Origin of the sequence: Terribacillus aidingensis, from assembly GCF_040703035.1 — a bacterium.
Taxonomy (GTDB): Bacteria; Bacillota; Bacilli; order Bacillales; family Amphibacillaceae; genus Terribacillus.
Map to the genome: position 1 here is coordinate 2,232,853 of NZ_CP159996.1, position 16,045 is coordinate 2,248,897.

At 43.7% G+C, this 16,045-nt stretch carries 16 protein-coding genes; 4 read left to right on the plus strand and 12 right to left on the minus strand.

Annotated features, from left to right (window positions below; all coding sequences use genetic code 11):
* The first annotated feature begins 38 nt into the window (after window positions 1-38).
* On the plus strand, window positions 39-1,013 hold the full coding sequence (locus ABXS78_RS11825) for an NAD(P)-dependent alcohol dehydrogenase (protein WP_366247392.1): 975 nt from the start codon (window positions 39-41) through the stop codon (window positions 1,011-1,013).
* Between the two features lie 31 nt (window positions 1,014-1,044).
* On the opposite strand, the gene ABXS78_RS11830 is transcribed toward ABXS78_RS11825, so the two are convergent.
* The 9 genes from ABXS78_RS11830 to refZ all read right to left on the minus strand — a co-directional run bounded on the left by ABXS78_RS11830 (window position 1,045) and on the right by refZ (window position 9,717).
* Window positions 1,045-1,752, minus strand: coding sequence for a response regulator (locus tag ABXS78_RS11830; protein WP_366247393.1), 708 nt, complete (start codon window positions 1,750-1,752; stop codon window positions 1,045-1,047).
* A complete protein-coding gene (dcuS, locus tag ABXS78_RS11835) occupies window positions 1,745-3,343 on the minus strand; it encodes a DcuS/MalK family sensor histidine kinase (RefSeq protein ID WP_366247394.1) in 1,599 nt (532 codons plus the stop codon). The genes ABXS78_RS11830 and dcuS overlap by 8 nt, the downstream gene beginning before the upstream one ends.
* A 110-nt stretch (window positions 3,344-3,453) precedes the next feature.
* Complete coding sequence (gene ytfJ / locus ABXS78_RS11840) at window positions 3,454-3,891, minus strand: GerW family sporulation protein (protein WP_095224598.1); 438 nt, start codon at window positions 3,889-3,891, stop codon at window positions 3,454-3,456.
* A gap of 10 nt (window positions 3,892-3,901) precedes the next feature.
* On the minus strand, window positions 3,902-4,435 hold the full coding sequence (locus tag ABXS78_RS11845) for a DUF2953 domain-containing protein (protein ID WP_366247395.1): 534 nt from the start codon (window positions 4,433-4,435) through the stop codon (window positions 3,902-3,904).
* Window positions 4,436-4,534: 99 nt separating this feature from the next.
* On the minus strand, window positions 4,535-4,729 hold the full coding sequence (locus ABXS78_RS11850) for an alpha/beta-type small acid-soluble spore protein (protein WP_095217236.1): 195 nt from the start codon (window positions 4,727-4,729) through the stop codon (window positions 4,535-4,537).
* A 75-nt stretch (window positions 4,730-4,804) separates the two neighbouring features.
* Window positions 4,805-6,004, minus strand: coding sequence for a tRNA uracil 4-sulfurtransferase ThiI (thiI, locus tag ABXS78_RS11855; protein ID WP_366247396.1), 1,200 nt, complete (start codon window positions 6,002-6,004; stop codon window positions 4,805-4,807).
* A 4-nt stretch (window positions 6,005-6,008) separates the two neighbouring features.
* On the minus strand, window positions 6,009-7,148 hold the full coding sequence (locus ABXS78_RS11860; RefSeq protein ID WP_095224595.1) for a cysteine desulfurase family protein: 1,140 nt from the start codon (window positions 7,146-7,148) through the stop codon (window positions 6,009-6,011).
* Window positions 7,149-7,231: 83 nt separating this feature from the next.
* Window positions 7,232-8,923, minus strand: a complete 1,692-nt coding sequence (gene ezrA, locus ABXS78_RS11865; RefSeq protein WP_366247397.1) for a septation ring formation regulator EzrA — start codon at window positions 8,921-8,923, stop codon at window positions 7,232-7,234.
* A gap of 155 nt (window positions 8,924-9,078) precedes the next feature.
* The gene (refZ, locus tag ABXS78_RS11870; protein WP_095224593.1) at window positions 9,079-9,717 is read right to left on the minus strand and encodes a forespore capture DNA-binding protein RefZ; all 639 of its coding nucleotides are present in this window, start codon (window positions 9,715-9,717) and stop codon (window positions 9,079-9,081) included.
* Between the two features lie 120 nt (window positions 9,718-9,837).
* Here refZ and ABXS78_RS11875 point away from each other — a divergent pair, with 120 nt between their 5' ends.
* Window positions 9,838-10,323, plus strand: coding sequence for a GAF domain-containing protein (locus tag ABXS78_RS11875; RefSeq protein ID WP_095224592.1), 486 nt, complete (start codon window positions 9,838-9,840; stop codon window positions 10,321-10,323).
* 35 nt (window positions 10,324-10,358) lie between these two features.
* Here ABXS78_RS11875 and ABXS78_RS11880 read toward each other — a convergent pair whose 3' ends face one another.
* A complete protein-coding gene (locus ABXS78_RS11880) occupies window positions 10,359-12,185 on the minus strand; it encodes a diguanylate cyclase (protein WP_366247398.1) in 1,827 nt (608 codons plus the stop codon).
* Window positions 12,186-12,572: 387 nt separating this feature from the next.
* On the opposite strand from ABXS78_RS11880, the gene rpsD reads away from it, so the two are divergent.
* Window positions 12,573-13,175 carry a 30S ribosomal protein S4 gene (gene rpsD / locus ABXS78_RS11885; protein WP_095224590.1) on the plus strand — a complete coding sequence of 201 codons (603 nt, stop codon included), beginning with the start codon at window positions 12,573-12,575 and terminating at the stop codon, window positions 13,173-13,175.
* Window positions 13,176-13,274: 99 nt separating this feature from the next.
* Here rpsD and ABXS78_RS11890 read toward each other — a convergent pair whose 3' ends face one another.
* Both ABXS78_RS11890 and ABXS78_RS11895 read right to left on the minus strand, forming a co-directional pair.
* A complete protein-coding gene (locus ABXS78_RS11890) occupies window positions 13,275-14,024 on the minus strand; it encodes a glucose 1-dehydrogenase (RefSeq protein ID WP_095224589.1) in 750 nt (249 codons plus the stop codon).
* Window positions 14,025-14,151: 127 nt separating this feature from the next.
* Entirely contained in the window at window positions 14,152-14,988 is an 837-nt protein-coding gene (locus ABXS78_RS11895; protein ID WP_366247400.1) for an STAS domain-containing protein, read from the minus strand.
* Between the two features lie 191 nt (window positions 14,989-15,179).
* On the opposite strand from ABXS78_RS11895, the gene ABXS78_RS11900 reads away from it, so the two are divergent.
* Window positions 15,180-16,043: a manganese catalase family protein gene (locus tag ABXS78_RS11900; RefSeq protein ID WP_366247402.1), complete on the plus strand. Its 864-nt coding sequence runs from the start codon at window positions 15,180-15,182 to the stop codon at window positions 16,041-16,043.
* Window positions 16,044-16,045 lie beyond the last annotated feature (2 nt).

Sequence of the window (16,045 nt, forward strand, 5' to 3'; positions counted from 1 at the left end):
CAATAGCGTAATTAACACTCGGAAAGGTGTTGCTGATAATGAAGGCGATAACGACACGGCGTTATGGTTCTCCTACTGTACTCAAAGCTGAAGAAGTCCCAGATCCAGTGCCTAAAGACGATGAACTGCTGATTAAAGTACATGCCGTCTCACTCAACCAAGCTAATTTAGTACTGCTGAAGGGCAAACCCTTTCTCGCTCGTTTTGCTTATGGGTTATTGAAACCGAAGCATATAATACCTGGCAGCGATATTTCAGGTGTCGTGAAAGCTGTCGGCAAACAAGTAAAACGCTTTAAACCAGGCGATGAAGTATATGCTGATTTGTCCAATTATGGATTCGGCACGCTGGCTGAATATGCTTCTGTTCCAGAAGAGGCACTGGCCTTGAAACCGGCCAACCTTTCCCATCTTCAAGCAGCTGCTGTTCCTCTTGCTTCCTTGACCGCATTACAAGCTTTACGGGATGCAGTGCGATTACAGCCAGGGCATCGCATCATGATTTATGGTTCATCAGGAGGTGTCGGAACTTTTGCCGTCCAAATTGCCAAAGCTTTTGGAGCAACCGTCACTGCCGTTTGCAGTAAGAAGCATAAGGAGAATATGAAGCTATTAGGCGCTGATTATATATTGGATTATGAAAAAACCGATTTAACCAAGTATTACCGCTCCTTTGACGCAATTGTGGCGATAAATGGCTATCAGCCGCTTGCTACCTATAAGAAATTACTTAACAAGAATGGCGTGTACGTAATGGTTGGCGGATCTGTTGCCCAAATGTTCGAAGCGATGCTGCTTGGCCCTATCTTCACGTTGGCAAGCAGTAAAAAGCTGGGTAACTTCTTAAAAAAACATAATACAGAGGGCTTGGCAGAGCTGACAAATCTAATAGAAGAAGATAAAGTCCGTCCCTTAGTGGATCGAGTATATCCATTCCAAGAATGTAAAGAGGCCTTCACTTATCTCGATCAGCACCACGCATACGGTAAGGTTATCATCACAATTCCAAATTAAAAAGAAGCCTATAAAAAGGCTTCTTTTTTTGTCAGATATATTGACTGATATGATGGGAGGTATTTGCGTTAACACGATATTTAAAGACTGGTCGTCCAATGCTGCCGTAATGCATTTCCACTTCGAGCAGCTGCACATCCTCCAGGAACTTCAAATATTTCCGTACGGATACTTGCGACATTTCCGTTTCCTTTGCGATATCCTCCGTTGTGAAGAAATTATAACGGAAAGTCAGGATACTGTTCCAAACGACCTTAAGGGTACTTCTTGTCAGACCTTTCGGCAGCTGCATCATTTGCTCCTGTTCAGGCAGCTGCAGAAGCTGGCTGTCTAATTCCTGCTGCGTCATCTCTTCTTTGTTGCTGAAGATAAGCTGACGTTTTCGATAGCCGCTTAAAGCATTCTGGAAGCGGTCGAATTCGAAAGGCTTAATTAAGTAATCGACAGCTCCATATTGCAGCGCTTCGCGAATCATCGGTTTCTCGCTTGCTGCAGAGATGATGATAGCATCCACTTTCTGGTCGCGTTTACGAATCTCTTTAAGCAACTCTATTCCGTTCTTACCTTTCATATATACATCCAAAAGAAGAAGGTCGACTTCATTCTGCTGAATGAAATCAAGGGCTTCTTTATAATTCTGAGCCGCTCCGACTGCTGCAAATCCACTCATTTGTTTGACATAGCGTTTGTTCAATTCACTAACCATCGGATCGTCTTCCACGATCAGTACTTTAATCATTTGTTACATCCTCCTGTGTATCATACGGCAGCTGGACGCTGAAAGTGGTTCCTTCGCCTGGCTCGCTTGTCAGGACAAGATAGCCGCCCAGCTTCTGCACATAGTCTTCCACTTGATATAGGCCAAAGCCGCGGTCGTTTCCTTTTGTGGAATAGCCTTGTGTGAATATTTTCTCCTGCTGCTCTTCACTGATACCTTTTCCTGTGTCTGTCAGCTCTAAGAAGAGCTGTCCATCGCTGTACTTCATGGAAAGCTGGACGCGCTTCTCTGGCTGCTGATCGACAGCATCCACTGCATTGTTCATTAAATTACCTAGAATGGTAATGAGCATCTGATTCATCTTTTCAGATGTATTCGGTATTGTATCTCTGCAATCCACTTCCAGCTGGACACCATTTTCCGCCATATAGCTTTTCTTCCCAAGCAGAAAACCAGCCAGGATAGGATTCTTAAGATGGTGAATCATGGCAATCGTAGCAGATCTCTCTTTACCAGCAACGTTTTTCACATAGCGCTCCAGCTGATCGTAATCTTCCAATTCCAATAAACCAAGAATTACATGCAGCTTGTTCATGAAATCATGTGTCTGCGCTCTTAAAGCATCCGCGTACAGCATTGTATCGGTCAGCTTCTCGTTTAAATGGTTATATTCAGTACGGTCGAGAAATGTCGCAATTGCCCCTTCGGTTTTTCCTTTGATTTGAATAGGGATTTCATTCATCACCAGCGTCAATCCATTATGCTCGACCTGTCGGCCAATCAACGGTTTATTCCATGCTATGACTTGATGAAGCTTCGTAACTGGGAGCACATCATCGACGTGACGATTCTTCAGCTCTCCTTTGATCCCCATCTCTTCCAGCAATCTTTTTCCTTCCTTGTTGACCATTTGAATTTTTCCATTCGTATCGACAGCCAACATCCCGTCTTTTATCGATTCCAGCATTGCAATCCGCTCACTCAACAGAGCAGCAATCTCGTCAGGTTCCATCCCATGCATGATCTGCTTTATTTTCCGCGCCAGCAGGACAGCTCCGATCAGACCAATAACTAAACTAAGTATCGTAGCCAAATATAATGGCAAACGGTTGTTACGAATGATCTCATTCAGCTCATTCATCGTTATTCCGACAGCAACAACTCCGACTTGCTGTCCTTGTTCATTGTAAATTGGGGCAAATGCCCGCAAACTTAGGCCAAGCGTCCCTTTTGCTTTCGAGACAAATTCTTTCCCTTGTATAGCCGGAGTTTCATCTCCGCCGGCAAATCGTTTTCCGATCTCATCCGGATCCGGGTGACTCAGCCGAATGCTATCCATATTCATCACTACGACAAAATCTGCATCTGTAATTCCCATGGCCTGCGTAGTAAACTTCTGCAGTGTCTCAGAATCTTGCTCATCTGCTGCTTTTACGACGACTGGATCCACCGCTATCAGCTTAGCAGTTTGCAGCACACGATCCCGTTCCTGGGATTTGATATTATTACTCGTCTCAATTCCAATCATGACGAATGTCGTCGTCACAGCCAGAATTACGACTATGAATACCAGTGCAGTCATCTGCGTCCGCAGATTTATCTTCTGTTTCAAGTATAACCTTCTCTCTTTTCGCTTTCCCGTTACAAGCTCAGTATCTTTAAATTATAGCGGAATAATGCCGGATTATAAACTAAAAAAACCACCAACAGGCGGCCTTTTAGTCAATATATCGTCTCGTCATCGAATCGTTGCGATTTTTGCTGCTTTTTCTGCTTCGGATTTTGCTTGAGCATTTCTTGGATTTTCTCCACTGCTGCCGGTGCTGCTTCAATCAGCTTTTCATATAAATGTGTCTGTTCATCCAGATGAATCATCTTGACACCTTTATGACCTACGATGAGAAAGGCTATCGGGGTGATGGACACACCGCCGCCGCTTCCCCCACCAAAAGGCAATTCCTTCTGATCACTCTTACCTTCGGAAGCAGCGTCAAACTCGCTTCCTCCTGCTGCAAAACCAAAACCAACACGAGATACAGTCAAGATGATGCTTCCATCCGGTGTTTCCACCGGATCGCCGACAATCGTATTGACATCGATCATTTCTTTCAGGTTTTCCATTGCGGTTTTCATTAAGCCTTGAATCGGATGATCTGCCATATTGCTCCTCCTATCTTCCTCTGGCATTGGATATAATAGCCTGCATAGCTTTCCCGGTACGAATAGACACTATGCATTGAAAGCTCGTATCAAAAAAGGAAGCTTGAAAAATTGGCTGTACTTGGATGTCGAAAGGCTGTTTGGTTTGAAAATTCGATCGGATTATCTGATTGGCTATTCCTTTTAAAGCCCACACCAAACCAACAATTGTACCTGTAGCAGCTGCATCAGACATTCCGATCGTCGTATGCCAGCGAAATTGCTGCAGCTCTGCACTTTTCGTAATCTGCCGCAAATAGGGAAAGGTCTTCCAAATTCTTTGCAGATCAGTAATGAAATTGCTCAGCTGCTGCTTCATATCGTCGGTGGATGTGTGTTCAATAGATGATTGCTGTTTAATTTGGCGCTTATGCACACGTATACCGAAAACCAGAATTTGAATATGCCAATGATTCTTATCATAACGAATATGTATCGTCACTTTAGCTGCCAGAGCCACTGTGATCAATAGCAGCAAACAAACCGCAAATATGGCTATCCACATATTCTCCAGCCCCTCTCACAGCATAGGATAAGCAATTCACTTTATTTTTACACAGAAAAGGAGCAGCGAACGCTGCCCCTTTATGCCATACTTATTAAATTATCTGCTTAATTGCTCTTGTGCTGTGCGTACAAGACGTTTAGTGATTTCTCCTCCAACAGATCCGTTGGCACGAGAAGTTTCGTTTCCGCCAAGCTGTACACCGAATTCTTGTGCGATTTCATATTTCATTTGATCTAGTGCTTGTTGTGCTTGAGGTACTACTAGCTGATTGCTTGAGTTGTTGTTAGCCATTTTGTGTCACCTCCTTGTACAAGTAGCATGCGCCGACAAGGAGATTAACATACGGACTATTTATATGGGAAGTTCTTACAATAAATCAGCAAAAGGCGCTTTATCTTCTTCTGGCAATGCAGTGATAATCTCTGTTCCTTCGATAGCTCGTTCGAATTCAGCCGAGAAGTCGATTGTCCCTTCATACAGATGGACCTTTTCACGGCGAGGCTTTGTTTTTGGTGCCTCTGGTACAAATACTGTACAGCAGTCATCATATGGACGAGTTGAAATTTCATAGGTATCGATTTGTTTTGCAATATCAATGATGTCAGACTTGTCCATTGTAATCAATGGACGAAGTATCGGATAATTCGTCACTTCGTTAATTGCAAACATACTTTCCATCGTCTGACTCGCGACTTGACCAAGGCTTTCTCCGGAAGTAAGCGACATGATACCGTGTTTTTCCGCAATTCGTTCACTGATACGCAGCATCATCCGACGCATGACTGTCATGCTATAGCCAAAGGGTATTTCTTGATGCACCTTCACCTGTAAATCTGTGAATGGAACAACATGAATCTTCACTTTAGCACCGAATTTCGATAATGTTTGCGCTAAGTCGATCACTTTCTGTTTTGCACGTTCATTTGTATAAGGCGGTGAATGGAAATGGATTGCTTCTATCTCGACACCGCGCTTCATAGCCAGATACCCTGCGACAGGACTGTCGATACCGCCTGATAGCATTAATAGAGTTTTGCCTGAACTGCCTGCTGGCAAGCCGCCCGGCCCCTTGATTTTTTGGCCAGTTACATAAGTTGCTCGCTCGCGAATCTCCACCATGATGTCAACACCAGGTTTCCTTACATCAACAGGATAGCCCTCACTGTTCTGAAGAACGTACGCACCAATACGCTGATTCATCTCCTGTGAATCAATCGGGAATCGTTTGTTTGTTCGTCGGCAAGAGATTTTGAATGTCGTTCCCGCTGGATTATCGAGCAGCAGCTGCAATGCAGCTTGCTTGATTGCCTGTTCTTCATTTTCCGTCCGGATAGCCAAACTGAAGCTATGGATGCCGAATATATGCCGGCATGCTTCTACGATCGGTTCATGATCTTCCCCATGAAGATGAATATACATCCGGTCGCGAGTACGTTCTACTTTCGCTTTCGGGTAAGATCTGATTTGGTCCTTCACGTTATATTCCAGTTGTTTGGTGAAATGCTTACGATTCTTTCCTTTTAGTGCCATTTCTCCATAACGTATCAATATATGATCATACTGCATAAGCTTACCTCATCACTTTCTTTAATTGTGTTAATGTCTTTTCAAGTATCTCCAAGAAATAGTCGACTTCTTGCTGTGTATTATCATAAGAAAAACTCACACGGATAGCAGATTCTGCCTGTGCATCCGGCACCCCGCAAGCGAGCAGCACCGCACTCGCGTCGCTGTTTTTGGAAGAGCACGCTGATTTTGTCGATACATAAATATCCTTTTCACCAAGAGCATGCACCAATACTTCCGGCTTCAAGCCTGGAACAGAAAAGTTCACGATATGCGGAGCACCAGCAGGAGGAGAATGAAGTACAACGCCCTCCATTCTTTCCAGTCCAGCCCAAAGTCGCTCCCTCAATTCAAAAAGCTTAGCAGGATACGTCTGCAGCTCTTCCATCGCCAACCGCAGCGCTTTAACCATAGCCGTTATTCCAGGTACATTTTCGGTTCCGGAGCGAAGTGCCTGTTCCTGTCCTCCACCGGACATCTGAGCAGCTATACGTGTATCAGCAGCTTTATACAGTATACCGCTGCCTTTCACTCCATGAAATTTATGAGCTGATAGCGTACAAAGATGAATATGACTCTCTTTGAGATTGAGTGCTACTTTCCCGGCTCCTTGGACATGGTCGACGTGGAAAGTGATAGCAGGAAATTCGGTCAGCATCTGGCCAATTGTCTTAATTGGCTGGATGGTGCCAAGTTCATTATTCACATGCATCACACTTACAAGGATGGTCTGATCTGTTATGGCCGCTTTTATCTTTTCAGCTGTCACATAACCATACTTATCCACATCAACGTACGTTACCTTAAAGCCCTGGTTCTCCAATTCCGCACAAGTCTCCAAGACAGAAGGATGTTCCACGGTCGTCGTAATAATATGATTCCCTATACGTTTTTTCTGAAATGCCGTTCCTTTAATTGCCAGGTTATTTCCTTCTGTTCCGCCTGATGTGAAAAAAACCTCATTTTCCCCGACATGTAAAAGCTGTGCAGCCTGTTTCCGGCATGCAGTCAACAGCTGTTCTGCACTGCCGCCCAATCGATGCAGAGAAGAAGGATTGGCGAAATACGCTTGTGCTGCCTCTGTGTAACTGACAAGCACGTCAGGGTGCGGCTTCGTTGTTGCACTGTTATCAAAGTAAATCATATATCCGTCTCCCCTCTGTTCAAAAACTATCTTTTACTAAAATAAAGCAATCCCTCGCATGTGGCAAGGGATTGCTTTATGTATCAGCTGGGAACCTTGATATGTTTTTCCAAGCGTTCCAGCGCTTTTGGCTCTATATCTTGTAATGCACGTGCAGCCCGTTCTAAGGCTTGTTCATATTGATATTCACGGAAAAGCTTCTCTGATTCTGCCATTTCGGCAGCAAGCATCGGATATTGGCTGCGGTAACGGTTGGAATACTGAATCACTACTTCTGCCAAATAAGCTTGTTCAAGTAAATGCTCAATTTGTTCAATAGTTGTACTGGTGACTTCCTCTGCCTGCTGCAGATGTGTACGGACCTCAGCCATATCTAGCGGATGTGCTTCGAGAACTTCCATTGTGCGGGAGGTTTTCTCCTGACTCTCTTCGACCATCTGCCAAACATCCTGCGGTACACCAGGAATATTGCTCTTTTGCAGTTTCCGATTCACATCGTACAGCTTCTGCCGCATGTCAGCAATTTTTTCTTTAGCTTCCAATTCATCTTTACGCAATGTCTTGATCTTTTCACGGATCGCCTCGTGTTCCTCTTCTATGGCACTCAGTTCACGGAAGCCCGCTTCCAGCTCTTCCTTCAGCTTCGCATGTGATACGAGCTCATCATCGACTTCTTGCTGCAGCGTCTCAAGCTGTTTGACGAGTCTGGAGATCTTTGTTTCAAGCTTCAGATGGAATTCGACATCATTGTCAGTAAAGAAATAAGATTCCCGAAGCAGGTCAACTTCTTCTTTTGTCTTGATATAGGACTCTGTTTTCTTCTCGACAGCATTGACGTATTGCTCGAATTTGGAATCGACATAATTCTTGGCAACAGCCTCGTTCTCAAGCAGTTGATACATCTCTTTAATACGGTTTTCCAAAGCAGGTATAACCAAATTCGTCTCTTCTGCATCGCCCGCTTCCAGATGTTTTATCAGAAGATCCAAACGTTCCTTCTCAGCCTTCAGCTCGTCTTCGAAACCTAGATGATGGATCCGGTAGCCATCTTGCTTCATCTCGCGGATACCGCCCAGCAAATCCGTGACTTGCGCCGGCAGGTCTTGCTTCACCTGCTTGTACACTTGAGGAAATGCCTCAATCTCAGCTTCCAGAGACTCTGTTTTCATTTTCACATCTGTAATGAGTTGGTTAGCTTCGAAGTAGTTGCCAGATTCGATGAGTGAATGATAGGTAGCCAGCTGTGTGATTTGCTCAGCAATAGCTGTCTCAAAACGCACATCTGCTTTTCCGAATTGGTGGCGATGCTGCGAAATCGTACGCTTCAGCGTCTGCAGTACAGGCTGTAAAGCCTCTGCCTGCTTGCGAGCTTCTTCTTCCGATGCAAGCAGCTCGTCCAGCTCACGGAACATAGCTTCAATCTTATCCTCCACTTGAGAAAGTGTCGCTTCCACTTGCTGCAGATGCTGTTTCGCTTTTTTGAAACGATAGCGGTCAGCACCTTCCTCCGCATCAAAAAGAGCCTCTTCTGTATCTGGAAGCTCTTTGGTTACGATATGATCCCAGCGTTCCTTCCACGATTCGAATTTTTCCTGTGTTTCTCCAGACAGGTTCAACGCTTTCACTTTCGCTAATTCTTCCGATACGTTGCGGTTCGATATATCCATTTTCCAGCTCTCAAGCCGGTCCACTTCATCATAAACTCGCTTTCTCATAATCAAGCCCAAGATGATCAGGGCGATGATTAAAATAATTCCTCCGATGATGTACGGCAATGTCCAGCCTCCTAACCAATACTCGGGAAAAAGGAGTAATACCCTAATAATCGTTATCTATTTTTAATACTAATATGATACCATGTAAACCGCAAATATGGCTAAATTTTTTCAAATTTCTCTGGTATTTTCCATGTTTTTCCCCTGGTAATGCATCAATTGGCGGATACTGCACGGAGCGCAGCGGACGAAACCGTTGTCAACGTATCGATCCAATGGTGGATACTTGACGTGTACATGCTGCAAAAATAGCGGCGTGACTCCTCTGTCAGCAACATTCCTTTCATTTCTTTGTTCATCGTAAATGGCGCAGACAGCATACCGGAAAGCTGCATGTAAAGATATACTCCTTCCCGTTCACGTATCCCACTGGCTTCCAAGTAATCACGGAAGGCTTGCTTCAGCGTATGATTCTCCTTCGCAAGATACGTCACCGCCATTTCCCTGACAAAGACAGAATCCAGCATGAGCTCCCTTTGGATGAAACCCGTGAATTGATTCCGCGAGAGCTTATAATGTATAATTGCTTCAATTAACTGTTTCAGATAGGTACTGGAAGAGTCCTGCCCGCGTTTTTGGGCTATTTTCTCCAGCACAGCAAGATATTCTTCGTAATACAGCACGACGGATGCTTCCAGAAGTCCTTGCTTGCTCTTATAATAATAGTTGATCAAGGAGACATTGACCGAAGCTTTTCCCGCAATATCGCGGACGGATGTCCCATGGTAGCCTTTTGTGTAGAACAATTGACAAGCGGCGTCCATCACTTTTTGTTTCGTGTCATTTTTTTTCAATCTTCTCAGCTCCTTTATCTGTTGTATACGACAGCGAAAGAGGCATACCTGCAACTTTCGCTCGCCAAATCTCGCGCCTTCTGTCGAATTACAGAAATTAATTATATGGGGGAAATGAATATGTTCGAAACAAAGGCTTATAGCGGTTCCCGTGAAAAGGACTATGAATTGCTCGTCAAACAGCTTGATGCGTTGCTTACTGGCGAAGAAGACGAAATCGCTCATCTGGCAAATGCTTCTGCTCTTTTGAATCAGTTTTTGGATGATGTGAACTGGGTCGGTTTTTATCTTCATAAAGGAGAAGAATTGATTCTAGGTCCATTCCAAGGCCTTCCGGCGTGTGTACGCATTAAAATTGGTAGAGGTGTATGCGGAACAGCTGTAGCAGAAAATAAAACACAGCTAGTAGCCGATGTACATCAATTTCCTGGTCACATCGCATGTGACGCAGCAAGCCAGTCCGAAATCGTTGTTCCTATCGTTGTAAATGGCAAATCTTACGGAGTGCTTGATATCGATAGTCCGTCCAAAAATCGATTCGACGAAACAGATCAGAAATACTTAGAAAAATTCATCGAAGTTCTCGTCAAGCATTTGACTAAATAAAAAACAGCTTCCGCTAAAGGAAGCTGTTTTTTCATTTAGATACAATATCTGTTTTTTCCGAGCCTTTTTGCATCATAAAGCTTACGGTCCGCTCTGGAGAACAGGTTATGTACGGCCGGACGATCTTCATCTGTCCATGTAGATACCCCGCAGGAAACCGTAACTGCAGGACGTGTCGAGCCCGCAATACTTTGAACGATTCTTTCTGCCTTCTTTATTGTCTGATCAAAAGACGCATGTGGCAGGTAGATTGCAAGCTCTTCTCCGCCCCATCTTGCTGCCACATCTGACGGGCCGAGCAAATCCTTGATAAGATTGGCCACTTGGATCAGGAGATAATCACCCGTGTTATGCCCATACGTATCATTCACTTTTTTGAAGTCATCCACATCAATCAGGATAAAGCCGCCTTGCGCATCTTCCTGTATATGCTCACGCATCCGTTCATCCAGATAACTTCTTGAAAATAGATTCGTAAGATAGTCTGTAATGACTAAATTCTCAAGCCTCTCACGAAGCATGGAATTGACTATCGACAACGAAGAATGCTGCACAAGTGATTCGATCAAACGGAATGATTCAAAAGTGAAAAAGCTAGGGTTGCGATGAAGTACAAGCACTACACCTTGCAGCTGTTCCGACCTTACCATCGGAATCGCCAGTAAAGACCGATAAGGAAGCGGCACATTCGGATATCGTTCCTGGAAATTGCTGATAAACATCGCTTCTCCTTGTGCATTCCGGCAATGCTGTGCAATCCATTCCAGGAAACCCCGGGAATTTTTTTCAAAGAAAAAACCTGTACTGCCATTCAATATGTCACCTGCGTCTTGATCTCCTCTATATAGGATGAATCCAATTTCTTCCCCGCCGAACGTATCTCGAATTTGCTGATGCATCAAACTGATTGTATCTGATAGACGCAAGTTGGCATTCATTTTCTTTGATGTTTCATTAATTAGCTGCAGATCACTTATCAGTTTCTTGGAGTGTTGATACAATCTGGCATTCTCAAGTGCATTCCCTGCCGAATCAGCTAGCTTCGTAATAAAACTATGATCCGCTTTTGTATATGCAATAGCTGTTGGAACCGAGATATGCAATACACCATATATACCCTGCTTTCCGTTCAAAGGCACATACCGATTGACCACTTCTCCATTTGCACTCGCTTCCACTTGCACTTCACCTGTCATATATGCCCGCGTACTGGCTTCATGGACAGAATAATCATAAACCAAATTTTTGATTGGCAAATCTGTATCACCGTGATAATCTTGGGCGAGTAAAAGTGCATAAACAAATTGCGGATAAGTGCGCTGCAAAGTCGTGATCAACACTCTCAGCACATCATGCATATCAATAGAAGCATGCAGATTTGTCGTTGCTTCATATAATTGTACAGTATGCTTTTCATCTTCTTTCGCTTGAAACGTACGGATAAGGTGCGTAACATAACTACCGATTTCCCAGGCAAGTTCCCTGCAATCAGGAATCTTTTCTCCGCCTCCCCCGATATACAGAAATCCGATGACTTCTTCATTCGGACGATGTAAGGGTAAGACTCTATCCAATACATGCGGGAATTCCCTTAACATATCAGGTATACAAACCCCCTGGCGAATATAACCAATAGATAGACGGAATCCGCTCTGCCTCGGCCCGGCGTAGCTTATTCGGTCCAATTGCTGCTGCCATTCATCATATAAATATAGCGCCATACTGTCTGCCTGCAGGAGATTCTTCATATTTTCGGTCATAAGCGCAAGTATCTCTCTGTAACTATAGCTTTCTCCCGATACGAGGAGCTGGTAGAAATAAAGCTTTGCTTGTTCAAGATTACTGTCAGTTAGCCGCTCCATTTGCATCTCCCCTACATTTTGGTAGTTTTATTCTATTATATAAGATAATAGACTCAATTCTCAATTGATATCCTAGTTCTTTTTACTTACAATCATATTCATAATATCTCCTTTGTCTAATTACCTTGACTTTAACCAGACAGAAAGCTTATAATACTCTTTGTGTAAAATAAATGGCGGCCTATGTGAACTCCCATTTGTCTGATTTTGTTCCTTTCTTGGCAAGGTGTACTAAGAGACGAATCTTCGTTTCTCCTTGTTTCAGAAGGTGTATCGTGTAACTCTCTGCTGTCGGAGCGATGGTACATGAAAACATAATCAACAGGTGATTCGAGCACACTCTGTTTTTATTTTATGCAAATAAAATAATAAAGGTGGAATTTATCCATGGCACGTTATACAGGTCCATTATGGAAAAAATCCCGTCGTCTTGGTATCTCCCTAAGCGGAACAGGTAAAGAGCTTGACAAACGCCCTTACCCACCAGGACAACACGGTCCAAACCAACGCAGAAAGCAATCCGAATACGGTTTGCAGCAAGCTGAGAAACAAAAACTTCGTTACATGTACAACATGAACGAACGCCAATTCCGTCGTGCATTCGAGGAAGCTGGTAAAATGAAAGGTATCCATGGTGAGAACTTCATGACACTTCTTGAGTCTCGTCTTGATAACCTTGTATTCCGTCTAGGCTTGGCTCGTACTCGCAGACAAGCTCGTCAGATCGTTGGCCACGGCCACATCACTGTAGACGGTAAACGCGTAGATATCCCATCTTACCGCGTAAAACCTGGTCAAGTTATCGGTGTTCGTGAGAAATCACTTAAACTTGATATCATCGCTAGTTCTGTTGAAGCGAATAACTTCGTACCAGATTACTTGACATTCGATGCAAACAGCTTGCAAGGAACTTACTCTCGTTACCCAGAGCGTTCTGAGCTTCCAGCTGAAATCAACGAAGCACTTATCGTAGAGTTCTACTCCCGTTAATTGCTTGAAAGACTCCGGATTGCCCTTAGGCATCTCCGGAGTTTTTTTATGTATAAAAAAGACGCCTTACTATAAGCAAGACGCCTCCTTTTTATAAAATTATTTCGTATTCGTAAAACCGCCATCAATACGGATAACTTCCCCATTGATGTACTGTGCTTTAGAAGTAAGAAGGAATGTAACAAGTTCTGCTACTTCTTCCGGTGTTCCAAGACGTTTCTGCGGGATGCCGCCAGTCGCATTTTCTTTCATTTTCGGATTGGCAGCATAAAACTCTGCCACCATCTTCGTTTCTGTAGGACCTGGCGCTATTGCGTTTACACGCAAACCATCCTTCGCATATTCTGCAACCAAGCTTTTGGTCATACCGACTATCGCATGTTTTGTCGCTGCATACGTCACAACAGAGTCCTGACCGATTACACCAGCACTGGATGATGTATTAACGATGGAACCTCCGCCATTTTTCACCATTACTTCTGCTACATAACGGACACCATAAAGTGCACCTAGCAAATTGATCGCAACGATGCGTTCAATTTCTGCAACATCAGAATCCAAGAAATATTTACCGCTTCCTGAAATCCCGGCATTATTGAAGAAGTAATCGATAGAACCGAAATGCTCGACAGTTTTATCTACATAATTCTTAACATCTGCTTCTTTGGAAACATCTGCTTGGATGAAGATTGCTTCTGCTCCAGCTTGTTTCACTAATTCAACAGTCTCGCCAGCACCTTTTTCACTTACGTCAACCACAGCAATGTTCACGCCTTCTTCCGCAAGTCGTACAGCCGTAGCTTGGCCTAAACCGCTGCCTGCCCCTGTAATGATTGCTACTTTACTCATATGTAACCCCTCCGATAGTAGATAGTTTGAACTATACAAATACTATTGTACTACTTTCTCCTGAAATTATGAAGAAAGTCGACTTTTGTCGAAAAAATAAGAGCACTTTAGAAGTGCTCTCTTTCAATCACTTTATTTTCTGCAGCATAATCTTCTCTACTGCATTCTTCAAGGAATGCGTCGTCTTCAGCTGGTTGAACGGAATACCTAGCTGGGTGGAAGTTTGGGCGATTTCAGGACGCATACCGGAAATAATAGTCTCGACTCCGAGCAGCTTCAACGATTCAATAATAGAGAAAATCCGCTGGGCCACCATCGTGTCGATAACGACGACACCCGACATATCAATGAACAGATGATCGACTCCCAGCTTCGAGCAGCTATGCAGTACGTTATCCATCATATACTGAGCTCGATTCGTATCGATTTCTCCTACAAGCGGCAATAGCGCCACAGTAGGTGTCAATGAAATTACAGGTGTGCTAAGCTCCAGTATCATATCCTGCTGTGCCTGTAATTTGAACTCAGATTGCTTTGCATTTTCACGGATGAACCAGACGATCACCTGACTAAACGAATCGGTTATTTTCTGATAATAATCCAAAGCTGTCTGCGCATCTACTTTCTTCTCCGTGCAGAATTCCCGAAGAACCTCGAGATACAATGCCTGATTGCGATAAAATTCATTTATGATTGCTTCAATCGGTGTATCCAAGTGCCGATCATCCTTGGCAATAGAAACGATCCAATCCTCAAATGCATCACACGAATTAGTGGTATCCTGATTCAAAACTTCACAAAATTGCTCGTGAAATCCTCTATTCTGTGCTTTCAGCTGTGCAATTGCGTCCGGATCTGTTACCGAATATACGCCGCTCGATTTGTCAGCTGCAGCGTACCACTTCTCTACTAAGTGATCTATATTTTCCAGATAGTGCTGATGTAATTCCTGTTGATATAGCATTTCTCTGCTCCTTATTTCTTTCTTCAAGTAATCTAAACACATTTTACTATAGCATCTTTTTTTGATGTAAATCTATACAGAACAGATGATATAAAGGAAAAATAATACCATTTTCCTAAGTTAAGATGAATAATGGGAAACATGACAGAGGACAATAAGATTAAATCGACAGGAAGTTGAGGTGCTCTTCAATGTATTATTACAAAGAGGAATTAATCAATATCATCAAACCGGATAAGCCCGATCCCGCTGCTGCGAAAGTATTGCAGGAAATCCTAGGCGGTCATTATGGAGAAATGCGTACTATGATGCAATTCTTCTTCCAAAGCTCGAACTTCCGCGGAAAACAGAAACAGTTCCGTGATCTTCTGCGCGGTATCTTCCTGGAAGAAATAGCTCATGTTGAGCTAGTGCAAAATACAATCAATGCCTTGCTGGACGAGTCTGGTGAAGGTGGAGCAGGAAACACTGCGCCCGATGGAGCTCCACTTGATGGTCCAATCGAACAGACGCCTAACGTAAACCCGCATCACTATATCATCGGTGCACAGTCTTCTATTCCATTTGATGCGGCAGGTAATCCATGGAATGGCTCATGGGTTTACAGCCATGGCAACTTGATTGCTGACCTGCTAAATAACGTCGTGCTGGAATCAACTGGCGTTTTGCAGAAGACACGTATATATGAAATGAGTTCCAATGCTACATTCCGGGAAACTTTAGCTTTCCTTATCGTTCGGGATAATGCACACCAGAACGCTTTTGCAAAAGCATTGGAAACACTCGGTGTGGATTGGGGCAGAATCTTACCGGTGCCGAATTATGACATCAACAAATATCCCGAATGTAAAAAATTCGTAGATATGGGCTTCCATAATACACAATTCAATTTCCGTCTTGATCAAACCCGTATCGCAGAAATTATCCAGGGAACCGTACCTAGCAGAAATGGCGGGGAATTCTCAGTTTCCCAACCGCCAGCTGGCTACCCTGTACCTGAATTGCCGGAACTTCCAAATGAGCATAGCACCGGAATAAGTGACTTGAATCGATAAGA